Source organism: Aquimarina atlantica, from assembly GCF_000626715.1.
Classification (GTDB): domain Bacteria; phylum Bacteroidota; class Bacteroidia; order Flavobacteriales; family Flavobacteriaceae; genus Aquimarina; species Aquimarina atlantica.
On record NZ_AQRA01000013.1, the window covers coordinates 57,177 to 72,890 of the forward strand.

Genomic DNA, 15,714 nt, shown 5'->3' on the forward strand with positions numbered 1-15,714 from the left:
TGAGAAGTCGAAGACAAGTATTTGTCTTCGGCTTCTTTTTTTGTTTTCTTTTATAAATACTGTAAGGTAATTCAAAACAATGCGTCGGATTATGAACAATTAATTCTTAACTACATATATACCGATGATATTAATTCTTCTTTTTATTGCTGCTTGTTTTTTGGCATATAGTAATGGTGCCAATGATAATTTTAAAGGCGTTGCCACACTCTTCGGAAGTGGAACTACGAATTACAAAAAAGCAATAAATTGGGCTACAATAACAACATTTTCAGGTTCTGTTGCTGCTATCTTTTTAGCCGAAGAACTGGTAAAAAACTTTTCTGGAAAAGGACTAGTGCCTAATGAATTAATCCAGATGCCGATTTTTGCGATCTCTATTGCTCTTGGAGCTGCCTTCACTGTATTTATTGCTACAAAAATAGGAATGCCAATATCAACAACTCATAGTCTTGTAGGTGCTCTTTTTGGTGCTGGAGTAATGGCCATTGGTACAGAGTTTAATTTTGCAAAACTTGGGAAAACGTTTTTAGTTCCTCTTATTGTAAGCCCATTAATGGCTGCCGTATTAAGTTTAGTATTGTATATCATTTTTAGGTATATCAGGAAAAAACTTAATATCACAAAAAACAGTGGTATCTATATTGATAAAAAACAAGAAGCTGAAGCGATACCAGTTGCTGCACACCATATGAGTACAGTCGCTAAAGAGACCAAAATCAAAACTTCTATTCACCACACCAAATTAGAGACCTACAATGGAAAACTATTAGGTATTAATTCTCAGAAAGTACTAGACAGTTTACATTATCTAAGTGCAGGGATTGTTAGTTTTGCACGAGGGCTTAACGATACTCCTAAAATTGTAGGCTTACTGTTAATCATTAATACTTTGGATATTAAATGGGGAATGATTGCAGTTGCCATAACCATGGCATTAGGAGGACTTATAAACGCCAAAAAAGTTGGTGTTATCATGAGCAAAAAAATCACTCCTATGAATTCTGGACAAGGGTTTACGGCTAATATGATTACAGGTTTATTGGTAACTACAGCAAGTATTCATGGCTTACCTGTTTCTACAACACATGTGTCTGTTGGTTCTATATTTGGAATTGGCACGGTAACTAAAAAAGCAGATCCTAAGATGATTTCTAAAATATTATTATCCTGGGTACTTACACTTCCGATAGCTGCTATTGCAAGTGGATTATTATTTAAATTGCTTCAAAGTATTCTATAGCCAGGTTTTAAAAATTTACGAAGTTTGATTAACCCCATAAGAGCTTTAAAATCAATAAATTGTTATCTTTAGAAAGCAAATCATTTTAAAGATAAAACATCATGGATAGAAGAGAATGGTTAAAATCTACTTCGTTGGGAGGGAGCTTTGCATTACTAGGAGGTTTAGGTATCACCAATGCATTGACATTAGAAGAAATCAATACATTCAATCCCCGACCGTTATCAAAACATATACGATTAAGTTCTAATGAGAATCCTTATGGACCTTCAGAAAAGGTAAGAAAAGCGATTATAGCTGCTTTTGACCATAGTTGTAGATACCCGTATGCATATGCTGATGAATTAGCTACAATTTTGGCTCAAAAAGAAGGAGTAACCAAAGATCATATTATCATCTGCGGTGGCTCTACAGAAGGCTTAAAAATTACGGGGCTTACTTTTGCTGCAAATGGAGGAGAAATTATTGCCGGGAAGCCTACTTTTCTGGCGATGATGACATATGCCAAGCAATGGGGAGCAGTCGTAAACTGGGTACCGGTAGATGATGATAAAGGATATGATATGGCAGAGATCGAAAAACGAATTTCTTCAAAAACAAAATTAGTTTTTCTCTGTAATCCCAATAATCCAACTTCTACTATTCTTCCTTCAAAAAAGCTAATGGATTTTTGTGATACTATTAGTAATAAGACCATTCTATTTAGTGATGAAGCTTATTATGACTATATCGAAGATCCTAATTATCCTTCGATGGTCGAACTTGTAAAACAAGAAAAAGATGTGATCGTATCCAGAACATTTTCAAAAGTATATGGTATGGCAGGTCTTCGTATTGGTTATCTTATTGCAAAACCAGCTTTGGCAGAAAAACTTCGAAGAAACATGGTAGCTTATAGTAATGTTCCTGCTATTGCCGCTGCTAAAGAAGCATTGAATGATAAGGAGTTTTACAACTTCAGCCTACAAAAGACCTGGGAAGCAAAAGAGATGATTTATAAAACCCTGGATACTCTTAAACTCCCTTATGTAAAATCGCATACCAATTTTATCTTCTTTAAATCTGGAAAAAATATACGTACATTACATAAAGAAATGTTAGAAAAAGGAGTCTTAATAGGGCGACCGTTTCCTCCTTTTTTTGATTGGTGTAGAATAAGTACAGGAACCATCGAAGAGGTTACACTATTCACCCAGGCATTAGCCAGTCTTTATGAGTAATATGGCACTATTACAGATTAGATGCTACATTAAAACTATCATTTTACAAAAAAACAAATCATATAACGCGCTACAAATAGTCTATTAACCCCCTAAACACTAGTTTTTTACCCCTTGATCACTTTTGTATAATACTATATTTTAAGTCCTAATATTAACAACAAAAAAAACGAGTATGGACTTAGGAGAAGTAAAAATTGCAGTTGGTATCAATGTAGATATTATTAAAGGGATTGTTACTCATTTATATGCTACAGAAGTTATTCCTTCATCATTTGAATTTGGAGATATTCAAATCCAAATCAATGAACCAACAATAGAGGTTAGAGAGCCTGCTACTAACAATGCCAGGATAGGTTTACATATTACCGGTGAGTTTAAGAATGGAGATTCTGATGCTTCTCCGTTTGATATTTGGATGAAACTTAGACCTTTTGTAAGAAGTGTTTCTGGGTCATCTCCCGTTGCAGCATTATCTGTTGATGAAGTAGAAGAAGCTACCCCAGAAGATATTGGTGGACTCGTAGGTACATTTGCTACCGGTTTAATCGATGATATTTTACAAAACATGGATATTCCTATTTATAATTCGTTGATCGGGGGAATAGAGGGTTCTGTTTTTGAAGAAGATGAAATCCCTAATCGATCTACCTGGAATACCGATTTCTACCTGGGAGCTACCTCACAAATAGAACATGTACAGGTTGGGTTTCCGCCGGGACAACCACAAAACCCACAAGTAAACAATAGTACGATGTTGGACACTACTCCTGCACTAATCGCCACATTAGCATTACCTGGAGAATCTGCTCAAATGCCTGAAAATCACTCTATAGTTCCAGAAAATACTGGAATTCAAATTATCATATCCAGAGATGCTATGGATACTGTATTGGCCAAAAAAGCAGAAGAAAAAGTAGGAGAAAGCATCGAAGGAGCTACCATAAATGCTATGCAAATGAGTATGCATGATTTAGGAATTGAGATAAGTGGTGAAGCCGAAAAATCGGGAGCAACTATAGAATGGGATGGTGTTTTACTTCTGTTTTTTAGAAAATTCTACAATGTAAAAGGCTCTATTCGCTGGCATGATGGATTTGTAAATGTATTTACCAGCGGGATTGATGTTGATGTAGATATTCCTTGGTATATCAAACTGCTAAGAGCATTTTTATTCGTTTTAGGGCCTATTGGCTGGATACTTGATGCTACTTTGATTGCTCCAAAAATTAGTGAGGCAGACGAAGCGCCTGATCTTGTACGAGGAGCTTTTAGAGAAGAGGTTGGTGAAGCACTTCGGGATATGATTGGTAACGTCGGAGGGCTCTCTGGAGAAGATGAAGTGCCTTTTATGGATTTCGGACAAGATTCCTGGGTTCTTAATGGACATTACACGCATAGTATTCTTGCTTTTTCGGGGCTTAATCGCGATGAAATAGACAATGTAGAACATGATGTATTCGAAATAGAAGGAGCCCACGGTTCTTCGGTAGGAATGATTAACCTGGCTAGCGGATATCGACTTCATCCTGAAGAATTGGGTAGACTATTAAAGAAAGGTATTATGGAGATTCCTAATGTACATGGCGTAGAGGCTGATTATGGGTTCTATGTTAGAACAAATCCTAATGATGATACTACAGATAACTTAGTAGACCCTTTAGAGATTCATACTGATTGATCATCTATAATCCTATTTTGGTAGGATTAAATTAAAAAGTGTCAATTCAAGTATTTCTTCTAAAAACGAAGTACTTGAATTGGCTAATTTTAATATCAAAAAGTAGATCACTATTTAGTTTTTTAGAGAATCTTCATCATACTCAGAATTTTATCCAACAGGAAATGTATCTTAGTTAGCTTAAAAAGTGATCGCCAAATGAGGAACCTATTTTTTATCGTATTAATTTGTGTATCTGTTGCCTGCGGCGGAAGTAAAAAAGCTATTCAGAATACAACTCCCGAAGAGCATACTACAACTGAAGAAAAAGAAAATACTCCTACAGTTACTGTTCCTATAGAAGAAAAAGCACCAGATACAACGATTGAAAAAGTAGAACCAGAAGAAGAAATTGAAGAAGTTTCACAACAACAAAAAGAGACCGTTGTTACACCAAAAGAAGAACCAAAAGCTGGTATCATTGAAGCATTTAATCATCAATCGTGGAATGATTTACTACAGAAACATGTTTCTGCTACCGGTACTGTACATTATATCGGTTTTAAACAAGATTACTTTGTATTGAAATTATATCTAGAGGCATTAAGTAAAAATATCCCCGCAGAAAACTGGAGTAAATCTGATGTCTTAGCATATTGGATAAATGTATATAATGCATTTACTATAAAATTAATTCTAGACAATTATCCTATAAAAAGTATTAAAGACATTAAGGATCCTTGGGATTTGCGTTTTTTTAAGCTAGGAAGTAAGTGGTATACTCTTAATGACGTAGAACATAGAATTTTACGAAAAATGGGAGATCCCAGGATTCATTTTGGTATAAATTGTGCCTCTATTTCTTGCCCTTCATTATTAAACAAAGCGTTCACCGCTCAAAATGTAGATCATGAATTAGAAAAATTAGCGATTAACTTTATTAACGATACTAAACGGAATACAATAACTGCTAATAGCGTTCAACTTTCTAAAATATTTACCTGGTTTGCAAAAGATTTTAAAACCGAAGGTTCTTTAATTCATTTTTTAAATAAATACTCTAGAATTACTATTAATTCTAATGCAAAAAAGAGTTTTAAAAAATACAATTGGAGCTTAAACGAATAGTAAAACTCTTATAATGTTTTACTCATTTATTGTCTAAATTCTTATTCCAACGTAAAACTTCTGGGAAAATAAGTAGTTGATTATGGCTTTTTAAAAAGTTAAATTTTACCTAAAAACCTTAATCTAATACTGGCAGAGTTACTCTAATTATTTAAAAAACCATCATCACTATTAAATATTGATAATCAAATACTTAACATCTTTTATTTAATCACAAGCTATCTCTTCTCTTTATATTTTATACTTCTAATCATTCACCCAAAAATCAACTAAAACTGAATTTTAACTGTAAGTTCATTTCCTGATTCTCTACTAAAACCATAGATTTTAAAAGAAGAGTTTATAAAAATTAAATAATAACCATTCTAAAACCTAAGAAAATGAAAGCTCCCAAAATTATAGTAATGTTATTTGCCATATTATCTTTAAATCAGATTCAATCACAAAACAGTTTTGATCACATCATTTGGGATCAAGCGTTACTCCTAAATGTGTCTGATGACGGAAAAGTGGATTATAATGGATTTATGAGAGATAGCTCTCAATTATACCGATATTTTAAACAACTTTCTGAAAACCCACCTCAGGAAAATTGGACAAGAGAAGAGAAATTAGCATATTGGATCAACGCCTATAATGCATATACGATAAAGCTTGTAATAGATAGTTACCCGTTAAAAAGTATCAAAGATCTTGAAGATCCCTGGGGTAAAAAATTCTTCAAAATTGATGGAGTATGGTATAGTTTGGGTGAGTTAGAACACAAAATCTTAAGAAAATTTGGTGACCCAAGAATCCACTTTGCTATCAACTGTGCATCGATTTCTTGTCCCGTGGTATGGAACAGAGCGTATACTGCAGAGAACCTTAATACTGCTCTTGATAGTCAAACCGAAAAATTTATTAATGACCCTACCCGAAATACAATTACAAAAGACAAAGTCATAGTGTCGAAAATATTTAGCTGGTATAAAAGAGATTTTAAAGTAAATGGTGGTGATGTTAAGGACTTTATTAACAGATACTCTGCAATAAAAATTGAAAAACAATCCAAAAAAGGGTATAAAGAATACAATTGGGGATTAAATGAACAGTCAAAAGATTATCCTTCGGCAGTTGTACTGGATTAGAAAACAAAAAAGAGAATAAAGAATATGATTGGGAGCTTAAACCCGCATTATACATTAGAAAATCTATTACGTATTGAAACCACTTCAAAATATACCGTTGCACTACATTTTTCAATTTAACCGTAGCGATGCTATGCTAAAATTAAGAAAATGTCATATTTTCTAGTAGTTTCAAGCCTCATAACGAAATTCTAATGTATAATGCAGGTTAAATGAGTAAATTTACAATATAATCGAATTCTGAATAAAATTGAAAATATCCATTATTATCCCCATATTAAATGAAGCAGAAACAATTAGTCGTTTGATTTCTCATCTAATTAAATCTTGTGATACTAAAGAAAATATAAAAGAAATTATAATTGTAGATGGCGGTAGTGTTGATGGTTCTCAAGATATTGTAAATACGGCACTAAAAAATGAATCAATTTTGATTAAACTTCTTACCTCAGAAAAAGGTCGTGCCAAACAATTAAATACGGGAGGTAAAGCTGCAAAAGGTGATATTCTGTACTTTCTTCATGCAGATTCTTTCCCTCCGCAAGGTTTTGATAATGATATCATAGCAGAAGTTAGAAAAGGAAATAATGCTGGTTGTTTTAGGATGAAATTTGACTCTAATCATTGGTGGTTACGTTTTCTTGGGTGGTTAACACAATTTAAAAGTAAGCGATGTCGAGGTGGTGATCAGAGTCAATTTATAACCTCAACTCTATTTCGGCAAATCGACGGCTATGACGAATCTTTTATCGTTTATGAAGATAATGACCTTGTCGATCGTTTATTTGCAATTAAACAATTTGTAATCATCCCTAAATATGTGATTACTTCTGCCAGACGTTATGAAGAGATTGGTGTCTGGCGTTTGCAATATCATTTTTTAAATATTCATATGCGAAGATGGATGGGAGCCTCATCAGAAGATCTATATCGTTACTATAAAGAAAAAGTTGTTAATCTATAACGTTTAGTTCTTCTATAGTATTGGCAATCTTATTTTTAAACACTACAATTTCTGTACTTTGATCTTCGGTATGATCTACATCGACATTATATTTCTTTATTTTTCCATCAGACATTTGTAATACAAAACAAAACCCTCCCTGATCTGCACAATCCGGACACCCATACGTTTTGCCAGTACCATTTTTTAACTCATTAGGAATACTGGATAACAATGAATTATATTTTTCAAATACTTCTTTAGAATACTCAAAAGAGCTTTTAAATGTAAAATCATTACTATAATACTTTACAGTAGTATCTTTTGTTATTTTTTCTGTATCTATTTTAAATACAGTGAAACAATTTTCAAGACATTCTCCTGTGTATTTTCCAAAAACTAAAGATTCAATAGTATTTTCTGTAGTAGTATCATCATCATTATTGCAGGACAAAAACAAAAAGGGAATTAAAATGAAGTAAAATGATTTCATCTGTTTATATTTTTATACTTAGTAGATAACAGATATAAAAAATGGTTGCGTATATCCAAATATCAGAATCAGGATTAAATAGCACTACATTCAATAGAAAAAAACGACTTTTATATAGATTAATATAAAAGTCGTTTTGCATCATTTATAGGTTTAGACACTCTATTTAATGTTATTTTTCTTTAAAAAATTAAGAATATAACCTGCTATTTCATCTCCTTTTTCTTCTAGAGCAAAATGCCCTGTATCTAATAAATGAAATTCTATATTTTTTAAATCTCTCTTATAGGGATACGCACCTTCTGCCGGAAAAATACGATCATTTTTACCCCAAACAATTAATGTGGGCGGCTGGTAATCCCTTAAGTATTTTTGCCATTTGGGATACAACGGAATATTAGTTCTGTAGTCATAAAACATCGCTAACTGAATCTCATTATTCTCTTTTCGTGTTAAATGCTGTAAATCGATTTCCCAGTTGTCAGGACTAATCTTATTAACTTCTTTAACACCATGAGTATATTGCCATTTTAATCCTTCTATCTTATGAAAACCTTCTAAAGCTTTACCATTTTTAACAGATGGGTCATTCCAGTATGTTTTAAGAGGGTCCCAAAACTCTCTGATACCTTCATTGTAAGCATTACCATTTTGAATGATTAGTGACTCGATACGGTTAGGATATTTAGCAGCAATTCTAAACCCTACAGGAGCACCATAGTCCATAAGATAGATGCTAAACTTCTTTACCTTCAGTGTAGTCAAAAAACCTTCAATAATAGTAGCCATATTATCAAAAGTATAGTCAAATTCTGATAGTAATGGTTGTTCCGACCTTCCGTATCCTGGGTAATCTGGTGCCAAAATATGATAATCATCTGCCAGGTCAACAATCAAATTTCTAAACATATGGGATGATGTGGGGTATCCATGCAACAATACGATAGTAGGTTTACTTTTTGAGCCTGCTTCTCTGTAAAATATATCCACCCCATGTACATTAACAGTTTTATATCGTGTTGGTGTAACTAGTGATTTTTTATCCTTATTTTCTATTTCTAAATTCTTCGTAAAAGAATACGTGGTTAACGTAATCATTGCAAATACTGCAATTCCTAGTGTGATTTTTATTATTTTCATGATTTCAAAAGTGTAATGTTACTAATTTATTTTTATTACCGAACGTTCGGTAATTTTTTTATATAAAAAAATAATACTATTATAATTTTCTTTTCTTTTTTACTTCAATACGTGCTATATTAGCCTTGATACGGTACAAAAATAAATTTTAGAATTCCTAAATATACTTCCTCTCCTCTTTGGTTATAGCAACGTCATTAATACTTGCATATCTTTTTTTCATTAAACCATTTGCATCAAATTCCCACATTTCATTTCCGTAGGCTCTATACCAATCTCCTGTTTTATTCTCATACTCATATTCGAATCTTACCGCAATGCGATTATCTGTATGTGCCCAGTACTCTTTCTTTAGTTTATAGGTAAGTTCATTTTCCCATTTTTGGGTAAGAAACGTAACGATTTCATCTCTTCCTTTCAGAAACTGATCTCTGTTTCTCCATTCGCTATCTCTAGTATAGGCCAGACTAACTTTTTCTGGATTTTTTGTATTCCAGGCGTCTTCGGCCATTTGTACTTTTTGTCTTGCTGTTTCTTCTGAAAACGGAGGTAGTGGAAATTTCTGTTCCATAACAATTTGGTTTTTTTGTTGTTTATATTTTTCTATGACTAAACTTCGTATTTAACTTCTAATACGAGTACAAATATAGAAATACATAGTTTTTTACCAAACGTTCGGTAATTAATTAACTTCTTTTTAACGAATACGTGCGTATGGGTACAAAAAGACGATTTTGAATAGAAAATTAACTTTTTTAAAAGCTAAATATAATCTTAAGCCAATAAATAATATCAAAAAAATTCTTGTTAGAATAGACATATACCTGAATGTCTTTAACTGTTCGGGAGAGTTATATTTTTAAAACCTTAATTATGTTAAAAAACATTTTGAATTTAAGTGGTGCTCATAAACTAAGTAAAAATGAACAACAATCTGTTTATGGAGGTCGTCACATAGGAAATTGCCCAACATACCCCCCTGAAAGATGTGCCTTTTGTGGTGGTGGTTCATTACCCAATGGCTGTTGTCTGGGATCTCCATTAGTACATCAATGCTTAAATGATTTTTAGTAACTACTTATCCAATTAAGTAATAGGGTTTGGTTTATGTAAAGTCAAGCCCTTTTCTATATTAGATAAAACCAGAGTATTAAAAATATTGCCCGATCCCAAACACAAATCCTTTGGTAGCATCATCTGTAACTCCATGCCCATAATCAATTCTAAAAATGGCATTAAAAATTCGTTTATGCATAAGACGTAAGCCCACACCAGGATATATTCTAAAATTTTGAGAATCTCCAAAATCTCCAAAATCTCCTCCGGGATTACGCCAGCTTCCCCCATCTACAAAGACATTGCTCTGTAATACAAACCAATCTTTCTCATACAATGTGTGTCTATACTCGGTATTAAGGACAATTACTCCCGTTCCTCGATCAATAGTATTACCAACTCCTCTAATATTAAGGTTATTATCTACTGCAAACGGTGCAAATGGAGAATCATCATTGCTTGCTAACCCTAATCGTAGTCTAGAAGACCAATTTCCTTTTTTACCTATTCTTTTATGGTATAAAAAATCATTCCACCCTATAAGAAAATCGGGTAAGACGTTTTCGGTACTCACCACATATTGTGCATTTAATGTACTTTTAAATCCCGATACATATTGATAATCATAATCCAGGTTATCGTATTCGTATATTAGCTTATATAATAGCTTATTTACATCAAAATCTTGGGGCACTCCTGCTTCGGTAGCTCCACGTTTGTACGTATAATCTTCATTAAAATAATTCACCCCCAACTCAATACGATTCTGAAAATTAAATTGGTACAGTCCTAATACTTCATAGGAGGTATTATTATATTTATAATCTGCAGTACCACTTTCGAGGAATACAGGTTCTTCGGTAGTAAGATTACTATAATTAAAGGCTACTCCTAATTTCTTGCTAAACAAAAATGGTGCTCTTAGATTTGCTCCATAAGAGCTATAAATATCATTTTGATACAATCCTCCCAGAACTATATTTTGGCCAAATAAATTAAACTCATACAATCCTATTCTAAAAGCAAACTCATCATTATTGGTGGTATAGAGATTGGCAGAAGGAATGATCGTAAAATTCTCTTCTATTCCATAAACAACCTCATAGCCTTCTTCTTTTTCATAAACTTCGTAATAGGCATGTGCTATAGAAGGTAATCTTTTTAATCTTCTAATATCTTTCTCGATCTGTAAAGAATCCAAAGCCTTACCTTGCTCAATATTAGTGAGTCTGGTTATAGCAGAGGTTTTGGTCTTCTTATTTCCTTGTATACGAATTTCGGAAACCACTTTGTTTTGCCCAAAAGCAACACAAGTGGTAAAAAATATGAAAAAAACTAGTCTAGAAAAATTCATTTTTTTGTTGAGTAAAACTCTTTTATTAGTTGTTCTGAAGGTTTGTTTTGTATCGTAAATCGATTATTACGCTCTCCTCCAACTTCATTATGATTATGATACCATTTCCACAGAAATCCTCCTGCAAACCAGGGTTCATTCCAGAATTCCTGATACAAAGCGGTCAATGCATTATTTTGCCCTTCGAGATCAATTTTACCATCAAAACGGCTAGAATCCCAGGGTTCTTTTCCTGTAAAATGAACACTTCGATAACCGTATTCTGTAAATAAAACAGGTTTCTTCATTTTGGTTTGTATTGTGATAATATTATTTTTATGTTTTTGCCATCCTTTCTTAAGCTCTTCTACCGTTGGTGTTTTACTATGTGAAACCGGAAAATACGCATCTACACCTATATAATCTAATTGATCCCAAAAGGGTGCTTTATCAAACTGATCCCAATTTTCTGCATAAGTTAATTCTCCTTTATAAACCGATTGTATTTTAGTAATTAATTGATTCCAAAACTCGGGTCTTGTCTGAACAAACGTATGCAACTCTGTGCCGATACAAAGTATAGGAACCTGCATTTCTTCTGCCAATACTGCATAAAGCAGTATAAAATCCTCGTATGACTTTTCGAGTGTTTTCCAGTCTTTTTCAGATTTCATACTGATATTTCCTGTAAACTCTCCTCTCCACACCCAAATTTGAGGCTTTAGCATTACCTTAATCCCTCTGTCATGCAATAACTCAATCGTTTTTTTAGCTCCATCTCTTCGCTCTCCCCACCATTGCCTCTCGATATTAAAAACTACAGTTGGGGTTTCCAGATTTTTTATAAATCCAAAAGGCATCACTGCAGCCCAATTGGCATTAACTTCTACGACAGGATCAATTTCTGCAGCAGTAATCTCCTCTGGAGCACCTACAAAACTAATTCCATTAATCTTAGGTCCTTGTCCAGCACACGTACAAAAAATAAAGGCTAACAACAGTAGAAAAATATTTTTCATGCTATTTTTTTACTGCTGAAAATACAATTTTTATACTAGTATTCTAGAATAACGCTCTTAAACCTAGACTAAATGTTTGCCCTAATCCCTGAAAATTATTTCCTCTAACGATCTTACCAAAAGATGCTTCCAGGTTAAGAACTTTAGTAAGCTGATATTTACCTCCAAATCCTAACTGGGTGTAATCCTGATCAAAATCATTTCCTAAATCAAACAAAAAAGCCTGTTGGGCATTTACAAAAACTGTAGATTTTGAACTTGGGAAATAACTTAAAAAAGCACTTAATGGTACAAACAAACTATTATTTGCGAATCGCTCTGATACGTTTTCGCTAGCCGGATCAGCATCTGCTGACTTTTCTCCAAAATTATATCCGAAATCTGCTTCTGTAAAAATCTGCCATTTGTTACCTCCAAAAGTTTTATCATAGAAAAATTTAGTCTCCCAGAAAAAACTTCTTTTATCTAAATAAGGTGCATTTGGTACATCTTCAAATACAGGGATATAAAATGAACTGGTAAAAGAAAAGTTTGCTATGTTTTTAAAAGGTTGTATTCGTATTGACGGTGCTATTGTAGTAAGTCCACTTCTTGCATCTGTAGTATTATCTTTAAAGCTCAATACTTCCAACGCTCCTGCTCCTCCATACGTATTTGCTCTCACCTGAAAGATAAGTCCAACATTTACTCTCGAATTTTTACTAATCCCCGTAAATATTTCGGTAGTATTTGTAAAAAAAGTCTGTCTGTCTATAGTTACCGATTTAGATCCCGAATCAGTTTGTTCTGTTTGTGTATATATACTATTAAAAAATTTAATATCCCATTGCCCTTTCTTTAAAAGTTTTGAAGGTGTAAACTCTTGAATATTTGATTTTCCTGAATCCTCATCCTGCGCAAATCCTATAGCTAGTACAAAAAGACTTATTGTTGTTATTAGTATTCTTTTGGTTTTCATTATTGCTTTTTTTTACATAAGTATCCTCTTTCAAAGCAGCTTTGATATAAAAAACTTTGATAAAAATTCTTATTTATTGTTAAAGATTATTTTGAAATAATTGTGATTATTTAGTTTGATTTAAGCTCCAATCATAGGAGTAATATGATACTTTGGCTTTTGCCGGAATTTTCTCTTTTCGGAATTTATTTACAAAATCTACTTCTGATCCATTCTGAGTAAAATCTACCTTATACCATTCAAAAATTTGTGATAATTGTACTTTATTTCCCTTCACTTTAATAAAATTAGGGTTATTTAAAGCTTTTACTGTTTGTCGTTGCAATTGATCTTCTAATGTTGACGGTTTATAAGCAGAGGGGATAATAGGGGGACAACCTAGACCTGCACAAACTAACACAAAGTGAAATCGAGCTTCCTTAGGGAAATTTTTGCGAAGGATCTTATTTTCCAGATCATTAAGTGTTGTTTTTTTGCCTCCTAATACATACGTAGTTTTATCAAAAAACCCTTTAATATCTAATGGTGATTTTGTTGGGTATTTATCTACTATCCCTTTTATTACTGCCAAGTTATACGCATTAATATAAAAAGCCTGATAGGTTTTAACATCACTTATTGTAACCTTTACATTCGCAGCTATTTTTAATAACTCTTCTAACGAAGATGGGTCTTTTTTTATGGTTTTATAATTCACTCTCCCATTAGATACATAGGTTTTAAAAAAGCTATCTGCTTTAGTAAAAAATGCTGTACTACTTTGCGAAAACCCAAATTGAATTGAGAGAAGAACTAATAGAATTGTTATTTTTTTCATCCTTTACCTTATTGATCAGTTCTATCAAAAAACTGAATTTATCGTATTTTAAATTGTTAAAATTTACCTTGGTAATGGGCATTCAGTCGAATGGAAAATCATCAACTTACAAACAATTTTAGATTTTATTTTTCCAAATAGCTTCCCAACTATAAGCATAAATGTATCCTGATTCTTTTATAATCAAGAAATCAGGACATACATCATCGCCCACCTATTTAAATTCGCCGTTCAACAAAAAAACCAAAATCATGATAGTACCAACACAAAAAAAATGGGTGTGTAGTTGTATTGCATTAGTAACACTTACCCTCTCCTTACAAGCGCAGGAAGTTATTATTCCTGATGCCCGATTTAAAAGAGCATTACTCGAAGATCATAATATTGACACCAATAACAACGGCAAAATAGAAGTTAGCGAAGCCCAGGCATATGCGCAGCATATATTTGTCTCCGGAAGTCAAATATCTAATCTTAAAGGTATAGAAGCTTTTAAAAACATTAATAGCTTATCAATTAGCAAAACTAGAATCAGAGAAATCGATCTTAGTAAAAACACAAAATTAATAGCATTGTTTTTCTATAAAAACTATAAAGTGACCGATTTAGACCTTAGCAAAAATACTAAATTAGAAAGTATAAGATGTAGCCGAAATAACCTAGAATCACTAACAATACTCAGCCGTGACTTAACTTTACTAGACTGTAGCTATAATAAGTTAAGCAAACTGTTTTTACCTAACAGTAGGAAAGTACAAGAACTGAATTGTCATAACAATAGGATAACCGAACTAAAACTAAGCAGACAAAAAGAATTAAAAACGTTGAATTGCCAATATAATAAATTAACACAATTAGATATAAATAACAGTACTAAATTAGAGGGATTATATTGTTCTAATAACAAATTAAAAAGCTTAAACACAAGCAAATACACTAAACTAGTTTACTTGTATACTTCCTTTAATAATCTAACAAGTCTAAATGTAAGTAAGAATACTAAATTGAAACAATTACGTTGTCATAGTAATAAGCTAAAGAGTTTAGATGTAAGTAAAAACACTACTTTGGAGATTTTAACATGTAACAGCAATAATCTAACTAACCTGATAGCATCCAATAACAGTAAATTAGATTATATGAATGCTCGATACAATTCTATTGATTGTATCGTAGGACATCCTGCAAATGGAGCTACATGGCTAAAAGATCCTGAAACAGAATTTTGCCCAGAAAAATCCAGAGTTATTTCCAGAACAGCAAAAAAAGAAGGTCTTTATCAAAAAGAGATCACAACGTATCCTAACCCAGTTCAAAACATACTGTACATACAAACTGGCCAGGTAGAAAAATCATCTGTAACCATAGCATTAACATCTCTAAATAATGGGAGAAGTAGTACCCAAAAACATATCCCAAATAACAAAGGTGTAGTTTCTATTAATATGAGTGCTTACAAAACAGGATTGTATACTATAAAAATAATAACCAAAGATCGAGTGATCACTCGTAAAATAGTAAAGCAATAAAAGAAGTATTATAAATACAGGGTAAACAAAAAAAGTAAAACTGCC

The 15,714-nt window shown here is 32.6% G+C and carries 15 protein-coding genes; 8 read left to right on the forward strand and 7 right to left on the reverse strand.

The features are described from left to right. Positions 1 to 124 precede the first annotated feature (124 nt). From ATO12_RS22615 to ATO12_RS22640, 6 genes are all read left to right on the forward strand, one after another. Positions 125 to 1,243: an inorganic phosphate transporter gene (locus ATO12_RS22615; RefSeq protein ID WP_034246999.1), complete on the forward strand. Its 1,119-nt coding sequence runs from the start codon at positions 125 to 127 to the stop codon at positions 1,241 to 1,243. Positions 1,244 to 1,344: 101 nt separating this feature from the next. Further along, positions 1,345 to 2,463, forward strand: a complete 1,119-nt coding sequence (locus ATO12_RS22620; RefSeq protein ID WP_034247001.1) for a pyridoxal phosphate-dependent aminotransferase — start codon at positions 1,345 to 1,347, stop codon at positions 2,461 to 2,463. 175 nt (positions 2,464 to 2,638) lie between these two features. Continuing rightward, complete coding sequence (locus ATO12_RS22625; RefSeq protein WP_034247002.1) at positions 2,639 to 4,144, forward strand: hypothetical protein; 1,506 nt, start codon at positions 2,639 to 2,641, stop codon at positions 4,142 to 4,144. Positions 4,145 to 4,342: 198 nt separating this feature from the next. Beyond that, positions 4,343 to 5,251: a DUF547 domain-containing protein gene (locus tag ATO12_RS22630; protein WP_034247003.1), complete on the forward strand. Its 909-nt coding sequence runs from the start codon at positions 4,343 to 4,345 to the stop codon at positions 5,249 to 5,251. A gap of 380 nt (positions 5,252 to 5,631) precedes the next feature. Beyond that, positions 5,632 to 6,381 (forward strand): DUF547 domain-containing protein, encoded by a 750-nt coding sequence (locus tag ATO12_RS22635; protein WP_081802141.1) that lies wholly within the window; start codon positions 5,632 to 5,634, stop codon positions 6,379 to 6,381. A gap of 250 nt (positions 6,382 to 6,631) precedes the next feature. Next, complete coding sequence (locus ATO12_RS22640; RefSeq protein ID WP_316932941.1) at positions 6,632 to 7,345, forward strand: TIGR04283 family arsenosugar biosynthesis glycosyltransferase; 714 nt, start codon at positions 6,632 to 6,634, stop codon at positions 7,343 to 7,345. On the opposite strand, the gene ATO12_RS22645 is transcribed toward ATO12_RS22640, so the two are convergent. The 3 genes from ATO12_RS22645 to ATO12_RS22655 all read right to left on the reverse strand — a co-directional run bounded on the left by ATO12_RS22645 (position 7,335) and on the right by ATO12_RS22655 (position 9,528). Then, the gene (locus tag ATO12_RS22645) at positions 7,335 to 7,817 is read right to left on the reverse strand and encodes a hypothetical protein (RefSeq protein ID WP_131248884.1); all 483 of its coding nucleotides are present in this window, start codon (positions 7,815 to 7,817) and stop codon (positions 7,335 to 7,337) included. The genes ATO12_RS22640 and ATO12_RS22645 overlap by 11 nt on opposite strands. Before the next feature lie 162 nt (positions 7,818 to 7,979). Further along, positions 7,980 to 8,957 carry an alpha/beta fold hydrolase gene (locus tag ATO12_RS22650; protein WP_081802142.1) on the reverse strand — a complete coding sequence of 326 codons (978 nt, stop codon included), beginning with the start codon at positions 8,955 to 8,957 and terminating at the stop codon, positions 7,980 to 7,982. Between the two features lie 157 nt (positions 8,958 to 9,114). Beyond that, positions 9,115 to 9,528: a nuclear transport factor 2 family protein gene (locus tag ATO12_RS22655; protein WP_034247009.1), complete on the reverse strand. Its 414-nt coding sequence runs from the start codon at positions 9,526 to 9,528 to the stop codon at positions 9,115 to 9,117. A 302-nt stretch (positions 9,529 to 9,830) separates the two neighbouring features. On the opposite strand from ATO12_RS22655, the gene ATO12_RS22660 reads away from it, so the two are divergent. Beyond that, positions 9,831 to 10,028, forward strand: a complete 198-nt coding sequence (locus tag ATO12_RS22660) for a hypothetical protein (RefSeq protein WP_034247011.1) — start codon at positions 9,831 to 9,833, stop codon at positions 10,026 to 10,028. 79 nt (positions 10,029 to 10,107) lie between these two features. Here the strand turns inward: ATO12_RS22660 and ATO12_RS22665 are convergent, their stop codons facing one another. The 4 genes from ATO12_RS22665 to ATO12_RS22680 form a co-directional block, all read right to left on the reverse strand. Then, the gene (locus tag ATO12_RS22665) at positions 10,108 to 11,367 is read right to left on the reverse strand and encodes a POTRA domain-containing protein (protein ID WP_051576035.1); all 1,260 of its coding nucleotides are present in this window, start codon (positions 11,365 to 11,367) and stop codon (positions 10,108 to 10,110) included. Then, positions 11,364 to 12,365: a glycoside hydrolase family 113 gene (locus ATO12_RS22670; RefSeq protein ID WP_034247013.1), complete on the reverse strand. Its 1,002-nt coding sequence runs from the start codon at positions 12,363 to 12,365 to the stop codon at positions 11,364 to 11,366. The genes ATO12_RS22665 and ATO12_RS22670 overlap by 4 nt, the downstream gene beginning before the upstream one ends. A gap of 43 nt (positions 12,366 to 12,408) precedes the next feature. Beyond that, positions 12,409 to 13,323, reverse strand: coding sequence for a hypothetical protein (locus ATO12_RS22675; protein ID WP_034247016.1), 915 nt, complete (start codon positions 13,321 to 13,323; stop codon positions 12,409 to 12,411). A gap of 106 nt (positions 13,324 to 13,429) precedes the next feature. Next, entirely contained in the window at positions 13,430 to 14,140 is a 711-nt protein-coding gene (locus tag ATO12_RS22680) for a DUF547 domain-containing protein (RefSeq protein ID WP_034247018.1), read from the reverse strand. A gap of 251 nt (positions 14,141 to 14,391) precedes the next feature. Here ATO12_RS22680 and ATO12_RS22685 point away from each other — a divergent pair, with 251 nt between their 5' ends. After that, complete coding sequence (locus ATO12_RS22685) at positions 14,392 to 15,669, forward strand: T9SS type A sorting domain-containing protein (protein ID WP_165583440.1); 1,278 nt, start codon at positions 14,392 to 14,394, stop codon at positions 15,667 to 15,669. Positions 15,670 to 15,714 lie beyond the last annotated feature (45 nt).

What these genes read in the sequence shown, in the direction of transcription:
- ATO12_RS22675 (WP_034247016.1), bottom strand. Translation starts at nt 13,323, where the DNA reads ATGAAAACCAAAAGAATACTAATAACAACAATAAGTCTTTTTGTACTA.
- ATO12_RS22650 (WP_081802142.1), bottom strand. Translation starts at nt 8,957, where the DNA reads ATGAAAATAATAAAAATCACACTAGGAATTGCAGTATTTGCAATGATT.
- ATO12_RS22645 (WP_131248884.1), bottom strand. Translation starts at nt 7,817, where the DNA reads ATGAAATCATTTTACTTCATTTTAATTCCCTTTTTGTTTTTGTCCTGC.
- ATO12_RS22660 (WP_034247011.1), top strand. Translation starts at nt 9,831, where the DNA reads ATGTTAAAAAACATTTTGAATTTAAGTGGTGCTCATAAACTAAGTAAA.
- ATO12_RS22615 (WP_034246999.1), top strand. Translation starts at nt 125, where the DNA reads ATGATATTAATTCTTCTTTTTATTGCTGCTTGTTTTTTGGCATATAGT.
- ATO12_RS22635 (WP_081802141.1), top strand. Translation starts at nt 5,632, where the DNA reads ATGAAAGCTCCCAAAATTATAGTAATGTTATTTGCCATATTATCTTTA.
- ATO12_RS22625 (WP_034247002.1), top strand. Translation starts at nt 2,639, where the DNA reads ATGGACTTAGGAGAAGTAAAAATTGCAGTTGGTATCAATGTAGATATT.
- ATO12_RS22685 (WP_165583440.1), top strand. Translation starts at nt 14,392, where the DNA reads ATGATAGTACCAACACAAAAAAAATGGGTGTGTAGTTGTATTGCATTA.
- ATO12_RS22630 (WP_034247003.1), top strand. Translation starts at nt 4,343, where the DNA reads ATGAGGAACCTATTTTTTATCGTATTAATTTGTGTATCTGTTGCCTGC.
- ATO12_RS22680 (WP_034247018.1), bottom strand. Translation starts at nt 14,140, where the DNA reads ATGAAAAAAATAACAATTCTATTAGTTCTTCTCTCAATTCAATTTGGG.
- ATO12_RS22670 (WP_034247013.1), bottom strand. Translation starts at nt 12,365, where the DNA reads ATGAAAAATATTTTTCTACTGTTGTTAGCCTTTATTTTTTGTACGTGT.
- ATO12_RS22655 (WP_034247009.1), bottom strand. Translation starts at nt 9,528, where the DNA reads ATGGAACAGAAATTTCCACTACCTCCGTTTTCAGAAGAAACAGCAAGA.
- ATO12_RS22620 (WP_034247001.1), top strand. Translation starts at nt 1,345, where the DNA reads ATGGATAGAAGAGAATGGTTAAAATCTACTTCGTTGGGAGGGAGCTTT.
- ATO12_RS22665 (WP_051576035.1), bottom strand. Translation starts at nt 11,367, where the DNA reads ATGAATTTTTCTAGACTAGTTTTTTTCATATTTTTTACCACTTGTGTT.